Annotated in this window: 15 protein-coding genes; 12 read left to right on the top strand and 3 right to left on the bottom strand. The window is 69.8% G+C overall.

Going from position 1 to position 14,554, the window contains the following annotated elements; all coding sequences use genetic code 11:
- Positions 1–101 precede the first annotated feature (101 nt).
- The 4 genes from H4W30_RS10655 to H4W30_RS10640 are packed head-to-tail and all read left to right on the top strand — an operon-like array spanning position 102 to position 4,154.
- On the top strand, positions 102–668 hold the full coding sequence (locus tag H4W30_RS10655; RefSeq protein WP_192742701.1) for a TetR/AcrR family transcriptional regulator: 567 nt from the start codon (positions 102–104) through the stop codon (positions 666–668).
- A gap of 41 nt (positions 669–709) precedes the next feature.
- A complete protein-coding gene (locus H4W30_RS10650; RefSeq protein ID WP_192742700.1) occupies positions 710–1,921 on the top strand; it encodes an FAD-dependent oxidoreductase in 1,212 nt (403 codons plus the stop codon).
- Between the two features lie 27 nt (positions 1,922–1,948).
- Entirely contained in the window at positions 1,949–3,049 is a 1,101-nt protein-coding gene (locus H4W30_RS10645; RefSeq protein ID WP_192742699.1) for a vWA domain-containing protein, read from the top strand.
- Positions 3,042–4,154: an XdhC family protein gene (locus H4W30_RS10640; RefSeq protein WP_192742698.1), complete on the top strand. Its 1,113-nt coding sequence runs from the start codon at positions 3,042–3,044 to the stop codon at positions 4,152–4,154. The genes H4W30_RS10645 and H4W30_RS10640 overlap by 8 nt, the downstream gene beginning before the upstream one ends.
- On the opposite strand, the gene H4W30_RS10635 is transcribed toward H4W30_RS10640, so the two are convergent.
- Positions 4,132–4,611, bottom strand: a complete 480-nt coding sequence (locus H4W30_RS10635; protein ID WP_192742697.1) for an Lrp/AsnC family transcriptional regulator — start codon at positions 4,609–4,611, stop codon at positions 4,132–4,134. The two genes, H4W30_RS10640 and H4W30_RS10635, sit on opposite strands and share 23 nt — an antisense overlap.
- Positions 4,612–4,681: 70 nt before the next feature.
- On the opposite strand from H4W30_RS10635, the gene H4W30_RS10630 reads away from it, so the two are divergent.
- The 8 genes from H4W30_RS10630 (at position 4,682) to H4W30_RS10595 (ending at position 13,114) form a co-directional block, all read left to right on the top strand.
- Positions 4,682–5,599: a threonine ammonia-lyase gene (locus H4W30_RS10630; RefSeq protein WP_192742696.1), complete on the top strand. Its 918-nt coding sequence runs from the start codon at positions 4,682–4,684 to the stop codon at positions 5,597–5,599.
- Positions 5,600–5,953: 354 nt separating this feature from the next.
- Entirely contained in the window at positions 5,954–6,484 is a 531-nt protein-coding gene (locus H4W30_RS10625) for a (2Fe-2S)-binding protein (protein WP_016336316.1), read from the top strand.
- Positions 6,484–8,922 (top strand): xanthine dehydrogenase family protein molybdopterin-binding subunit, encoded by a 2,439-nt coding sequence (locus H4W30_RS10620; RefSeq protein WP_192742695.1) that lies wholly within the window; start codon positions 6,484–6,486, stop codon positions 8,920–8,922. The genes H4W30_RS10625 and H4W30_RS10620 overlap by 1 nt, the downstream gene beginning before the upstream one ends.
- Complete coding sequence (locus H4W30_RS10615) at positions 8,919–9,773, top strand: FAD binding domain-containing protein (RefSeq protein WP_192742694.1); 855 nt, start codon at positions 8,919–8,921, stop codon at positions 9,771–9,773. The genes H4W30_RS10620 and H4W30_RS10615 overlap by 4 nt, the downstream gene beginning before the upstream one ends.
- A gap of 22 nt (positions 9,774–9,795) precedes the next feature.
- Positions 9,796–10,428 (top strand): SRPBCC family protein, encoded by a 633-nt coding sequence (locus H4W30_RS10610; protein WP_192742693.1) that lies wholly within the window; start codon positions 9,796–9,798, stop codon positions 10,426–10,428.
- Between the two features lie 42 nt (positions 10,429–10,470).
- A complete protein-coding gene (locus H4W30_RS10605) occupies positions 10,471–11,568 on the top strand; it encodes an NAD(P)-binding domain-containing protein (RefSeq protein ID WP_192742692.1) in 1,098 nt (365 codons plus the stop codon).
- 48 nt (positions 11,569–11,616) lie between these two features.
- Entirely contained in the window at positions 11,617–12,195 is a 579-nt protein-coding gene (locus tag H4W30_RS10600) for a TetR/AcrR family transcriptional regulator (RefSeq protein WP_192742691.1), read from the top strand.
- 58 nt (positions 12,196–12,253) lie between these two features.
- On the top strand, positions 12,254–13,114 hold the full coding sequence (locus H4W30_RS10595; protein WP_192742690.1) for an NAD(P)-dependent oxidoreductase: 861 nt from the start codon (positions 12,254–12,256) through the stop codon (positions 13,112–13,114).
- 1 nt (position 13,115) lies between these two features.
- Here H4W30_RS10595 and H4W30_RS10590 read toward each other — a convergent pair whose 3' ends face one another.
- The gene (locus tag H4W30_RS10590) at positions 13,116–13,976 is read right to left on the bottom strand and encodes an SDR family NAD(P)-dependent oxidoreductase (RefSeq protein WP_192742689.1); all 861 of its coding nucleotides are present in this window, start codon (positions 13,974–13,976) and stop codon (positions 13,116–13,118) included.
- Between the two features lie 3 nt (positions 13,977–13,979).
- The gene (locus H4W30_RS10585; protein ID WP_318780580.1) at positions 13,980–14,525 is read right to left on the bottom strand and encodes a nuclear transport factor 2 family protein; all 546 of its coding nucleotides are present in this window, start codon (positions 14,523–14,525) and stop codon (positions 13,980–13,982) included.
- Positions 14,526–14,554: the final 29 nt, after the last annotated feature.

The following is a 14,554-nucleotide window of genomic DNA, read 5'->3' as shown; positions in this document are numbered from 1 at the left end:
GACGATGTCCTCCATGGCAAAATGAGCAAGCGGAACGTTGCTCCGGTAACGATACGGAGCAATGTTCCGTTTGACAACCCCGGTGGCAGAGGAGTGGCGTGATGAGTGAAGAGGGCACCAAGTCCAAACGCGCGGACGCCCGCCGCAACGAGAAGACCCTGCTCGACGCCGCGGCCGCGGTCTTCGTCACCTCGGGCGTCGAGGCGCCGGTCCGTGACATCGCGGCCAAGGCCGGCGTCGGGATGGGCACGATCTACCGGCATTTCCCGACCAGGGCCGACCTCATCGTCGCCGTCTACCGGCATCAGGTCGACGCGTGCGCCGAAGCCGGGCCGGAACTGCTGGCGTCGAGCGATTCCCCTTATGAAGCCCTGCGGCGCTGGATCCACCTCTTCGTCGATTTCCTGGTCACCAAACACGGGCTGGCGGCGGTGCTGCAGTCCGACAACACCGGATTCGAGACGCTGCACACGTACTTCCTCGACACCCTCCTGCCGGTGTGCGCCCGGCTCCTCGGCGCGGCGGCGGAAGCGGGCGAGATCCGCTCCGATCTCGAGGCGCTCGAAGTGATGCGTGGCGTCGGGAACCTCTGCATCGGCGCCGAAAGCGATCCGCGCTACAACGCGCGCAAAATGGTCGGCGTCCTCATCGCGGGCCTCAGGACCTAGGTCCATGGCGGCGGCGCCATTCCGCGCGCTACAACTCGACTATGGAACGTACACAGTGCTGTGTGGTGGGGGGCGGTCCGGCGGGGATGGTGCTCGGGCTCCTGTTGGCGCGAGCCGGAGTCGAGGTCACCGTTCTCGAGAAACACCAGGACTTTTTCCGCGATTTCCGCGGTGACACGGTGCATCCGCCGACGCTGATGCTGCTCGACGACCTCGGGCTCGGCGAGCGCTTCGCGGAATTGCCGTCGAAACGGCTGGAGAAGATGCGGATGGTGTTCGGCGACGTGACGATCGTCGCCGCCGATTTCAGCCGGGTTCCCGGGCCGCACAAGTACATCGAGATGGTCCCGCAGTGGGACTTCCTGAACCTGCTCGCCGAAGCCGCCGCCGACGAACCGACGTTCACCTTGCGGATGGGCGCCGAGGTGACCGGTCTGCGCGAGGGCGGCGGCGTGCGCTACCGCGATTCCGGCGGGGTCGAGCGGGAGCTGGCCGCGACCCTGGTGGTCGGTTGCGACGGCCGGGATTCCCTTGTCCGGGCGGAAGCGGGACTTGTGCCGAATGAGTACGAGGTGCCGATGGACGTCTGGTGGGTCCGCGTGCCCAAACTCGAGGAGACGGGCGAGGCGGCGGAGGTGTTCGGTTGCTTCGCGAACGGCCTCGCCGGCATGACGATGGACCGCGGCGACTACTACCAGACGTCGTACCTGATCAAGAAGGGCCAGGACGAGGCGCTGCGTGCCGAGGGCATCGAGAAGTTCCGCGAACGGATCGGCGGCCTGTTCGGCTGGGGAGAGGAGGAACTCGCCGCGATCCGCGATTGGGACGACGTCAAGCTGCTGAAGGTGCGGATGTCCAAGCTCCCGCACTGGTACTCCGAACGGGTGCTCTGCATCGGCGACGCCGCGCACGCGATGTCGCCCGCCGGTGGGATGGGAGTCAACGTCGCGATACAGGACGCCGTGGCGGCCGCGCGACTCCTCGCCGAGCCGCTGCGGCGCGGGACGCTGGCCGCGCGGGACCTCGGCCGGGTGCAGCGCCGCCGGAATTTCGCCGTCACCCTGATCCAGATGCAGCAACTGGGGGAGCACAAGATGCTCATCGAGCCCGCTTTGGACGGCACGCTGAACGAGCGAACCATCCCGCTGCTGCTCAGGCTCTCGGACCGGTTCCCGATGCTCACGGCGGTGGGCGCGTTCCTGGGCGGCATGGGTCCCATGCGCGAGAAGACCCCGGCCTTCGCCCGCCGCTGACCCCCGAAACGCGCGCACAATGGAGGAGTGAGCGATCCACTGGCGGGCTTCGTCGGCTTCGCGGAGGCATTGCGCGAAGCCGGTTTGCCGTGCGACGCGCACCGAGTGCAGGCGTACCTCGGAGCCGTCGGCGAGATCGACCTGGCCGATCCGGACCAGCTGTACTGGGCCGGCCGGTTGACGCTGTGCGCGGATCCCGACGACCTGCCGCGCTACGACGCCGCGTTCGACGGCTGGTTCACCGAAAAGGAAACCGGACCGCGGCGGCGAAGCCGGGAAGCGGCCCCGAAGCGGGCCAGGATCGCCACCCTCGCGCAGGCGGGCCAAGGCGAATCCAGCGCGGAGCCCGACGAACTCCGCGTCGCGGCGAGCGACGAAGAGATTCTGCGGCACCGCGATCTCGCCGAGCTGAGTGTCGCCGAACGCGCCCACCTGCGGGAACTGCTCGCGAAACTGCGCCCGGCGCTCCCGGTGCGTCCGTCCCCACGCCGTCGCGCCGCCCGGCGGGGCACGCTCGATCCGTCGCGCACGCTCCGCGCGATGCTGGCCGGGGGCGGCGAGCCCGTGCGCCTGGCGTACCGGCGGAAGGGGAGCAAACCGCGCCGCGTCGTCCTCCTGATCGACGTCTCCGGCTCGATGGGCCCGTACGCCGACTCCCTGCTGCGGTTCGCGCACGTCGTGGCGCGGCGCGCTCCCGGCCGGGTCGAGGTGTTCACCCTGGGCACCCGGCTCACCAGGGTCTCCCGGCAGCTCCAGTTGCGCGATCCCGAGCACGCGATGCTCGCCGCGGCCGCCGCGGTCCCCGATTTCGCGGGCGGGACCAGGCTCGGCGAGACCCTGCGGGCGTTCCTCGACCGGTGGGGACAACGCGGTGTGGCCAGGCGATCCGTGGTCACCGTGTTCTCCGACGGCTGGGAACGGGGCGACCCCGGCCTGCTCGGCGAGCAGCTCGCGAGGCTGCGAAGGCTCGCGCACGCCGTATTCTGGGTCAATCCGCACGCGGGGCGGGCGGGTTACGCTCCCGTGCAGTCCGGCATCGTGGCCGCGCTCCCGCACCTCGATCGGCTGCTCGCCGGGCACAGTTTGGCCACCTTGGAACGACTTCTCGTGGAGATCGCCGATGCGTGACGTACTGGACGAACTGCACCGCCGCTGGGCGGCAGGCGAGACGGTGGGGATCGGCACGGTGGTGGCGACGTTCTCGTCGGCCCCGCGGAGCCCCGGCGCGGCGATGCTCGTCGCCCCGGACGGCACGGTCACCGGCAGTGTCTCCGGTGGCTGCGTCGAGGGCGCCGTCTACGAGCTCGCCCAGCAGGTGGTCGCCGAACGCGCGCCCGTGCTGCAGCGCTACGGCGTGTCCGACGACGACGCCTTCGCCGTCGGGCTGACCTGCGGCGGGATCATCGACATCTACGTCCAGCACATCGACCGCGACTCGATGCCGGAGCTCGGCGACGTCGTCGAATCGGTCCACAGTGGACAGCCGGTCGCCGTGGTCACGGTGATCGAGCACGAACGCGAGGGCATGGTCGGCGAGCATCTGATCGTCTGGCCGGATCGTGTCGCGGGTTCGCTCGGTTCGTCGCGTATGGACGACGCCGTCGTCGACGACGCGCGCGGCATGCTCGCCGGCGGCCGCACGGGCACCCTGCACTACGGGCCGGACGGGCAGCGCCGCGGCGAGGGGATGACGGTCTTCGTCAACTCCTTCGAGCCGCCCGCGCGCCTGCTGGTCTTCGGCGCGATCGACTTCGCCGCCGCGATGGCGAAGATGGGCGCGTACCTCGGCTACCAGGTCACGGTCTGCGACGCGCGGCCCGTGTTCGCGACGAAGAGCCGGTTCCCCGACGCGGACGAGGTCGTCGTCGACTGGCCGCATCGCTACCTCAAGGCCGAAGCCGACGCCGGCCGGGTCGACGGCCGGACCGCGATCGCCGTGCTCACCCACGACCCGAAGTTCGACGTTCCGTTGCTGGAGGTCGCGTTGCGCCTCGACGTCGGCTACGTCGGCGCGATGGGCTCGCGCAAGACCCACGACGACCGGTTCGCGCGGCTGCGCGAGGCCGGGGTCACCGAGGAGGAGCTCGAACGGCTGTCTTCGCCGATCGGCCTCGACCTCGGCGCGCGAACCCCCGAGGAGACCGCGGTGTCGATCGCGGCCGAGATCATCGCGCTGCGGTGGAGCGGTTCCGGCTCGCGGCTCGCGGAGCTCAGCGGCCGGATCCACGGCTGACGCCGGGCACCGGTACCGCCTGGCTCGATTTGACCACCTCGAAGGCGGGCAGGGTCTCGAACCGTTTGACGTGTTTGTCGAACAGCTTCCTGGACAGGTACCGGCTCGCCTTGAGATCCGGGGTGAGCAGGACGACGACGTAGTCCCACTGCCCGACAATGCTGTAGCAGTGCTGGACCCGGGGCTCCGCCAGCATGCGCTCGCGGAAGGCCGTGTGGCTTTTCTCGTCGTCGTCGGTCAGCGCGACCAGGATGACCGACGTCATCCCCGCGCCGAGCGTCTCCGGATCGAGCACGGCGACCTCGGCGCGGATCACCCCCTCGGCGCGCAGCCGGGTCAGCCGCCGCTGGACCGCGCTGGGGGAGAGGCCGACGGCGTCGCCCAAGTCGTGCAGGGGGCGCGCCGCGTCGGCCTGGACGAGGTCGAGCAGCAGATGGTCGATCTCGTCGAGAGGCACGCAAGATTTTTGCACGCGGGCGGGAATATTTACAATCGGCGTGCTCGGCTCGCGGCCTAGCTTGAGGGTCATGGACCTGAAGCTGGACAACATCGCCGAGGCGGCGAAGGTGATTGATCCCGTTTTCCTGAACTCCCCGCAGTACGGCGACGAACAGCTGAACGCACGGCTCGGCCGGAATGTGCTGGTGAAGATCGAGACGCTGAATCCGTTGCGCAGCTTCAAAGGCCGGGGCGCGGACTACTTCGCCGCCGGGCTGGAGCCGGGCACCACGATGGTGTGCGGGACCAGCGGCAACTTCGGGCAGGCCGTCGCGTACGCCGCCAGGAAACGCGGATTGCGGGCCGAGGTGTTCGTCCCGGCCGACGTCTCCCCGGTCAAGCTGCGGCGGATCAAGACCCTGGGGGCGCGGGTGCGGAGGGTCGAGGGTGAGGTGAAGGTCGCCGCGGCCGCCTTCGCCGCCGAAGCGCCGGACCGCGTGTTCGTGGTCGACGGCCGCGATCCCGCGATCTCCGAAGGGGCGGGCACCATCGGGCTCGAACTGGCGGCGGCGGGCGCGATCGACACGGTCGTGCTCCCGGTCGGTGACGGGGCGCTGATCGCCGGCGTCGCGCTTTGGCTCAAGGCGCACACGCCGGACGTCCGCGTCGTCGGCGTCGGGACCACGTCGGCGCGGGCGATGGCGACGAGTTGGCGGGCCGGTGAGCCGGTCACCGTCGACCGGGTGAACTCGTTCGCCGGTGGCATCTCGATCCGCACTCCGGAACCCGAATCCATCCGGCGCCTGCGGTCGCTGGTGGACGACTTCGTGCTGGTCGAGGACGACGATCTGCGCGCGGCCATGCGGCTGGGCGCGGAAACCCTCGGTGTCCTGCCGGAACCCGCCGGGGCCGCCGGCCTGGCCGCGCTGACCGTGCACGACCTCCCTGGTGACCGGGTCGCCACCGTGGTCACCGGGGCCAATGCCGTCTGGCCTCCCGAGTGGTGAGGAGGGTTCCATCCGTCCGGTGAGGCAAGGGGGCGTGTTGCGAAAGCCACTTTCGCAACGTTGAAGGTTGCGAAAGTGGCTTTCGCAACACGCCGACGGGAGAGGGGCGGTCCATACCTAAAGGACACTCGCGCCTTTTCCGCATCTGCACTGTTTTTCGTTCTGTGTGACCGCATTCGCGGAGCCGGTCCGTGTGTCACCCCTGGTGGGGGTTGCCCTGGCAGGCGCTGAGTAGCACGCTCGACTGTGAGTCCGATCACGGTCGCTCCGGGGTCGGTCCGTGACAACCGAATGACCGGCCGCTCCCGAACGACCCCGGACCAGCGCGGGGTTTCTCTTGCTTTTGGAGGCCTGATGCGCATCACCGTCACCGTCGACGGCACCAGCTACACAGACGACGTCGAGCCCCGCACCCTCCTCGTGCACCATCTGCGCGAACGGCTCGGGAAGGTGGGCACCGTGGTCGGCTGCGACACCAGCAACTGCGGCGCCTGCACCGTCCACCTCGACGGGCACAGCGTGAAATCCTGTTCGGTACTCGCGGTCCAGGCCGACGGCTGCGAGGTCACCACGATCGAGGGACTCGCCCGCGACGGCGAACTGCACCCGGTGCAGAAGGCCTTCCACGAAAACCACGCGCTCCAGTGCGGTTTCTGCACTCCCGGCATGATCATGCAGTCGATCGATCTGCTCGCCGACAATCCCGATCCGGACGAGAAGGCGGTCCGCGAGGGACTCGAAGGCAACCTGTGCCGCTGCACGGGTTACCAGAACATCGTCCGCGCGGTGCGCGACGCCGCCCACGAGATGCGGCCCGGTGCCGGCCCCGAAGCCGAGCGGCTCGCTTCGGACACCGCTTCCCGTGTCGGCGCGGGTGGTGAGTGATGACCTCCACGATCGAGCCGGAGGTCGGCAAGTCCCGTCGCCGCAAGGAGGACGAACGCCTCATCACCGGCAGGACCCGCTGGACCGACAACCTGACCCTGCCCGGCATGCTGCATCTCGCGGTGCTCCGCAGCCCGTTCGCGCACGCCAAGATCGTCTCGATCGACGTCGCCGAGGCGAAATCCGCGCCCGGCGTGGTCGCGGTCTTCACCGGGAAGGACCTCGACCCCGAGGGCGCCATCGGCATGCCGTGCGCGTGGCCGATCACGCCCGACATGAAGTCGCCGAGGCGGCCCATCCTCGCTTCGGACACGGTGAACTTCGCCGGTGAGGGGGTCGCGGTGGTCGTCGCCCGCACCTCGGCCGAAGCGCACGACGCCCTCGAAATGATCGACGTCGACTACGACGAACTGCCGGTCGTCCTCGGCCTGGAGAACGCGCTCGCCGAGGGTGCGCCGCTGGTGCACGAGGATCTCGGCACCAACCAGAACGCGGTCTGGGTCTTCGATTCCGCCGACGCGGGAACCGGTTCCAGCGTCGAAGACGCGATTTCGAATTCCGAGGTCGTGCTCAAACGACGCTTCCGCCAGCAGCGGCTGGTGCCGGCGTTCATGGAACCGCGGGCGTGCGTGGTCGACCCGACGGGCAATCAGCTGGTCATGTGGTCGGCCACCCAGGTCCCGCACATCCTCAAGACGATGACCGCGGCCACGCTCGGGCTTCCCGAGCACAAGGTGCGGGTGATCGCGCCCGACGTCGGCGGCGGGTTCGGCGGCAAGATCGCCGTGCTGCCCGAAGAGATGATGTCGACGCTCATCGCCCAGCGGCTCGGCAAACCGGTGAAGTGGACCGAGTCCCGTTCGGAGACGATGGTCGCCGCGCACCACGGCCGTGACCAGATCCAGGACCTCACCATCACCGCGAACCGCGACGGCACGGTCACCGGCCTCAAGGTCGAACTGCTCGCCGACATGGGGGCGTACCTGGGCCTCGTCGGCCCCGGCGTGCCGATCCTCGGCGCGTTCATGTTCAACGCGATCTACAAGTTCCCGGCGTACCACTTCGCCTGCACCAACGTGTTCACCAACACCACGCTCACCGACGCCTATCGCGGCGCCGGGCGGCCGGAGGCCACGTTCGGGATCGAGCGGATGATGGACGAACTCGCCGTCGAACTGGGCATGGACCCGATGGAGATCCGCGAGAAGAACTGGATCAAGCACGAGGAGTTCCCGTTCACGACGGTGGCCGGGCTGACCTACGACTCGGGCGACTACGAGGCCGCCACCGCCAAGGCCAAGGAACTCTTCGACTACGACGGCCTCCGCCGCGAGCAGAGGGAACGGCGGGAATCGGGCGACCCGGTCCAGCTCGGCATCGGCATCTCGACGTTCACCGAGATGTGCGGTCTCGCGCCGTCGCGGGTGCTCGGCTCGCTGGACTACGCGGCGGGCGGCTGGGAACACGCGGAGATCCGTGTGCTGCCCACCGGCAAGATCGAGGTCATCACCGGCGCCTCCGCGCACGGCCAGGGCCACGAGACGGCGTGGAGCCAGATCGTCGCCGACAAACTCGGTGTCCCGTTCGAGGACATCGAGGTCATCCACGGAGACACCCAGTCCTCGCACAAGGGCATGGACACCTACGGTTCCCGGTCGCTGGTGGTCGGCGGGATCGCGGTGGTCAAGGCGGCGGACAAGGTCCTCGCCAAGGCCAAGCCGATCGCGGCGCATCTGATGGAGTGCTCCGAGGACGATCTCGAATTCTCGGCGGGCAAGTTCTCGGTCAAGGGCACGGATTCCTCGACGTCCATCCAGGACATCGCGTGGGCCGTGTTCTCGGCGCACAACCTGCCGGACGGCGTCGAGCCCTCGCTGGATTCGGCGGACACGTTCGATCCGGAGAACTTCTCGTTCCCGCACGGCACGCATCTGTGCGCGGCCGAGGTCGACACCGAGACCGGGCGCGTGCGGTTGCGCTCCTACGTCTGCGTCGACGACGTCGGCGTGGCCGTCAATCCGCTGATCGTCGAGGGCCAGGTGCACGGCGGGCTCGCGCAGGGCATCGCGCAGGCGTTGTTCGAGGAAGCCGTCCACGACGAGGGCGGCACGCTGACCACCGGGACCTTCGCCGACTACCTGCTCCCGTCGGCGGCGGATCTGCCCAGCTTCACCACCGACCGCACCGAGACCCCGTCGACGACGAACCCGTTGGGCGCCAAGGGAGTCGGGGAGGCGGGCACGATCGCCTCGACCCCGGCGGTGGTCAACGCCGTGGTCGACGCCGTGCGGCATTTCGGGGTGAACGACATCGAAATGCCGCTGACCCCGATGCGGGTCTGGCACGCCATCCAGCACGGGTCGGCCGCCGCGGGCGGGCTGGGCTCCGAAGCCGGTGGCGGTCTCGGTTCGATCGACGCCACCGGAGGTGCCCAGTGATCCCGGCCCCGTTCGAGTACGTCGCTCCGTCCACAGTGGACGAAGCGATCAGCGCGCTCGCCGAGGCGGGCGAGGACGCCAAGGTGCTGGCGGGTGGGCAGAGCCTGCTGCCGGTGCTGCGGATGCGGCTCGCCACGCCGACCACGCTGGTCGACCTCGGGAAGGTCGCCGAACTGCGCGGCGTCCGCGAGGACGGCGACGCGCTGGTCATCGGCTCGATGACCACGCATTACGACGTCCAGCGGGACGCGCTGGTCGCCGAGCACGCCGCGTTGCTCAAGGCCGCCACCGACACGGTGGCCGATCCGCAGATCCGCCACCGCGGCACGTTCGGCGGCGCGATCGCGCACGCCGATCCCGCCGGTGACCTGCTCGCCCCCGTTCTCGCGCTCGGCTGCGAACTCGTCGTCGCCGGGCCGGGCGGGCGGCGGACGGTCGCCGCGGCGGACTTCTTCCAGGACATGTTCACCACCGCGCTCGCCGCGGACGAACTCCTGGTCGAGGTCCGGGTGCCGAAGCACACCGGCTGGCACGCCCACTACGAGAAGTTCAACCGGGTCGCGCAGGCGTGGTCGATGGTCGCGGTCGCGGCCTGTGTCCGCACCGAGGCCGGCACCATCGAGGAGGCGCGAGTCGCGCTGACCAACATGGGTTCGACGCCGGTGCGGGCGGCCGGGGTCGAGGAGGCGCTGGTCGGCTGCGCGGCCACCGCCGAGGCGATCCGCGCCGCGGCCGAACGCGCGGCCGAGGGCACGAATCCCACGGCCGACGGCAACTCCGACGTCGAATACCGGCAGCACCTCGCGCGGGTGCTGACCGGCCGGGCGGTCCTCGCCGCGGCAGGTAGCTGAGACACAGAAGGGAGGTCGGCCCGTGCGGCTCGACCACGAATTCACCGTTCCCGCCCCGGTCGGCGAGGTCTGGAAGGCCGTCATCGATCCGGAACGGGTGGCGCCGTGCATGCCGGGTGCCACCGTCACCGAAGTCGACGGGGACGCCTTCAAGGGCACGGTGAAGGTCAAGCTCGGGCCGATCTCCCTGCTCTACAAGGGAACCGGCCAGTTCGTCGAGAAGAACGCCGACGCGAAGAAGGTGGTCATCAAGGCCGCCGGGAAGGACGCCCGCGGCGCGGGCACGGCGTCGGCGACGGTGACGCTCACCCTGACCGAGAAGGACGGCGTCACCCATGGCGCCGTCGCCACGGAGCTGGCGGTCACCGGTAAACCCGCGCAGTTCGGGCGCGGGATGATCTCCGAGGTCGGCGGCAAGATCCTCGACTCGTTCGCGGACTGCCTGTCCGGCAAGCTCGGTACCCCTGAGCCTGAGAAGCCCGAAGAACGCCCGCCGTTGAAAGCGGTAAAGCCGGTGCCGGAGGGCGAGGCCATCGACCTGATGGAGTACGCGGGCGATTCCGTGGTCAAACGCGTGGCACCGGTGCTGGTGGTGCTCGCCGGGGTACTCCTGATCGTCGCCATCGTCAGGGCTGTGACGCAGCGGACACAGTGACGTAGAAGGAAATAGCTGCTTCCGGGAGCCGTTGAACCCGGTATGAAGGCGGATCACGAAGTCGACGTGGCGGTGATCGGGGCGGGGCAGGCCGGTCTGTCGGCGGCGTATCACCTGCGCCGCGCGGGATTCGCCAACGACAGCGCCAATGCGCCCTCGGCGGGAAAGAGTGCCTCGGGCGGTGGTTTCGTCGTGCTCGACCACGGCAAACGGCCCGGTGGCGCGTGGCAGTACCGCTGGCCTTCGCTGGTGATGGAGAAGGTCCACGGTGTCTACGACCTTCCTGGCATGTCCTTCGGCACCCCGGATCCGAAACAGCCCGCGTCGGAGGCCGTCGCCGAGTACTTCGGCCGGTTCGAGCGCACCTACGACCTTCCGGTCCACCGGCCCGTCGACGTCCTGTCGGTGAGCGCCGAGGGCGACCGGCTGGTGGTCGCGAGCGCGGTGGAAAGCTGGGCCGCGCGTGCGGTGATCAGCGCGACCGGTACCTGGGACCGCCCGTTCTGGCCGTACTACCCGGGGCAGGAGACCTTCCGCGGCCGCCAATTGCACACCGCCGACTACACCGGCGTCGGCGATTTCCGCGGCAAACGCGTCGTCGTGGTCGGCGGTGGCGCGTCGGCCGTGCAGCTGTTGCTGGAGATCGCGCCGTTCGCGCGCTCGACGCGCTGGGTGACGCGGCGCCCGCCGGTGTGGCGGGACGAGCCGTTCGACGAGAACTGGGGCCGCGAGGCCGTCGCGAAGGTCGATCGGCGTGTCCGCGAGGGCCTGCCGCCGAAGAGCGTCGTCAGCGTGACCGATCTGGCGGTGACCCCCGAGGTGCGCGCCGGCATCGACGCGGGGATCCTCGACCGGCACCCGATGTTCCAGCGGATCACGCCGGACGGCGTGGAGTGGGCGGACGGCACCTTCGAGCCCGCAGACGTCATCCTGTGGGCCACCGGGTTCCGTGCCGCGATCGACCATCTCGCGCCGCTGCGCCTGCGGGCGGCCGGCGGGGGCATCCGGATGGACGGCACCCGCGTCGTCGCCGAACCGCGGCTGCACCTGGTCGGCTACGGCCCGTCCGCCAGCACCGTCGGCGCGAACCGGGCGGGCCGCGCGGCCGTCACCGAGATCCGGCGCCTGCTCGGACGCTGAGGTCGTCGATATTTGACCGATCGTTACAAAACGTGGCATGCTGGCGCCATGCCGCGCCCCAAGGGATTCGATCCCACCGAAGTACTCGATGCCGCCGTCAGTACGTTCTGGCGCAAGGGATACGCGGCCACGTCGGCCCAGGATCTGGTCGACGGCACCGGGCTGGGCCGGGGAAGCCTGTACAACACGTTCTCGGGCAAGCAGCAGCTGTTCAGCGAGGCGCTGCGCAGGTACGAGGAGACGACGGCCGTCCGGATCGAGGAGATGCTGGCCGCGCCGGAGTCCATCCGGGCGCGGGTCAGGCGTGTTCTGATGGACGTCGCCGACGACGAGCTGGACCAGTCGGCCGGGCATCGCGGCTGCCTCGCCGTCAACGCCGCCATCGAGCTCGGCGGGATCGACGACGAGGTCACCGCCCTCGTCCGCCACGACTTCGAACGGGTGGAGAACGCCTTCCACGCCGCCTTCGCCGCCGCGAGGGACGCGGGCGAGATCGGCCCGGACCGGGACCCGCGGGCGCTGGCGCGGTTCACGCTCGCCGCGATGTACGGCCTGCGGGTGCTGGGAAAGACCGCGGACCGGCGGGCGCTCACCCAGATCGTCGAAACCACCGTCCAAGCGTTGTGATCTTCCAAGTTTCGTTCTTTAACGTCCATTCCACTATTGGCAAGGAGCAAGCCAAGTCATGACGAAGACCGTCGCGGTGCTCGGCACTGGAATCATCGGTGCCCCGGTCGCCCGCAACCTGAGCAAGGCCGGGTTCGAGGTCCGTGCCTGGAACCGCACCCCGGCCAAGGCCGAAGCCCTGTCCGGGGACGGTGTCCGGGTCGCGGCGAGCGCCGCGGAAGCCGTCGAGGGCGCGCCGGTCGTGATCACGGTCCTCACCGACGGCCCGGCGGTACTGGAGGCGATCCGTGCGGCAGGCCCCGCCGCCGGAACGATCTGGGTCCAGCTCAGCACCGTCGGCGACGCTGTCGACGAGCTGGTCGCGTACGCGGACGAGCACGGCCTCGTGTTCGTCGACGCACCGGTGCAGGGCACCCGTCAGCCCGCCGAGCTGGGCCAGCTGATCGTGCTGGCGGCGGGCGCCGCCGAGGCACGCGAGACCGTCCAGCCGCTGTTCGACGCCATCGGCAAGCGCACGCTGTGGGTCGGCGAAGACGGGCGCACCGGCGCGGCGAGCAGGCTCAAACTGGTGCTGAACACCTGGGTGATCGCGCTGACCCACGGTGTCGGCGAAGCACTCTCGCTGGCCGAAGGGCTCGGTGTCGACCCACGGCATTTCGTCGACGTCGTCACCGGCGGCCCGATGGACAACGGCTACTTCCAGGCGAAATCCGCCGCGATCCTCGAGAACGACTACACCACCTCCTTCTCGGTCGACAACGCCGAGAAGGACTCCCGGCTGGTACTGGAGGCCGCGGGCCGCGCGGGTGTCCGGCTGGACGCCGTCGAGGCCGGACGAGCCCGCTTCGCCCGCGCTTCCGCGGCCGGACACGGTGCGGAAGACATGGCGGCCGGATACTTCGCCAGCTTCGTGAAGTGAGTCAGCCCGTCAGGTAACCGCCGCTCGCGTCGACGTCGGTCCCGGTCACCGCGCTCGAATCCGGGGAGCTGAGCCACATCACCACGGTCGCCATCTCCTCCGGCCGCACGATGCGCTTGATCGGATAGTCCTGCGCGATCTGTTCGTAGGTCAGGCCGAAGGCCTCCGCGGCGCGGCGGAGCATCGGGGTATCCACGGCGCCCGGAGCGAACGCGTTGACCCGGATGTTCTTGTCCGCGTACTCGAGCGCCGCGACCTTGGTCAGCGACGTGACACCGTGCTTGCTCGCGTTGTAGGGCGCGATGGTGGCGAACCCGACCTCGGCGGAGATCGAGGCGGTGTTGACGATGACGCCACCACCCTGCGCGAGCATCCGCGGGATCTCGTACTTCATCCCGAGGAAGACCCCGGCCGTGTTGGTGCGCCAGACGTCCTCCAGGTCGGCCAGGGTCTGCTCGGCGAGCGGTACCGCGCGGGGGCTTTCGATCCCCGCGTTGTTGACGGCGATGTCCAAGCGGCCGTAACGGCGCACGCACTGGTCGACCAGGCCGCGCACGTCGGCCTCCACCCGGACGTCCGCGCGGCGGAAGGTCGCCTCGCCGCCCCGCGCCCGGATTCCGGCCGCGACCTCCTGGCCGAGTTTTTCGCGGCGGCCGCAGAAGAACACCTTCGCGCCCTCGTCCGCCATCGCCCGTGCCGTGGCGGCACCGATGCCCGAGGTCGCGCCGGTGATCAGCACGACTTTGCCGTCGAACCGGCCTCGTGACCGTTCCGCGGCGGTGGCCGCGCCGGTCGGCGCCATGGCCGTCGCCGCGAGCCCCAGGGCACCCGCGGTCAGCACTCGCCTGCGTGAGGTGTCCATCGCTCAGCCCTCGGCGAGACGGTCGGGAATCCGTGCCAGCGGATATTGCCGCCAGAAGAACGCGTCGGCGGCGTGCTGGTCGGACGCGAAGTTGATCGCCTCGGCGATCCGCCTGCCCTGGATGCGATAGGCGAGCACCCAGGTGATGTCCAGCCCGGCGGGCGTGGTGCTCCAGCCGCGGTGCAGATCGACCACCCGGTCGCCGTCCGCGGCCAGGTACAGCACCTCCGCGCGGAATCCAGCACGGGCGAGCTCGCCGAAGAAGGCGATCACCTCGTCCGCACCGGTCTTGGTCCCGGCGAGCGGATGGTGTCCCGGGATCGTCCACCGGATGTCCGGTGTGAAGAACTGCTTGAGGGCGTTGAGATCGCCGGACCCGTAAGCCTCGTAGTAACGGCGGATCAGCGCGACGTTCGGGTGCTCCCGGGTCCGCTCCGGCACGGCGGAGGCGGTCCCGCCGGTCAGGGACGTGGCCAGCAGCGCGGCGGCGCCGGCGCCGCCTGCCCGCAGGAACGTCGCCCGGTCGATCGGTGTCCTTCGGTCTTCCACGGTCTTTTCCCTCCAGAAGTGGATGCCGT

This window comes from Amycolatopsis roodepoortensis, assembly GCF_014873915.1.
GTDB classification, from domain to species: Bacteria; Actinomycetota; Actinomycetes; order Mycobacteriales; family Pseudonocardiaceae; genus Amycolatopsis; species Amycolatopsis roodepoortensis.
The sequence above is the reverse complement of the archived record's forward strand: the minus strand, read 5'-3'. Positions and strand labels throughout refer to the sequence as shown.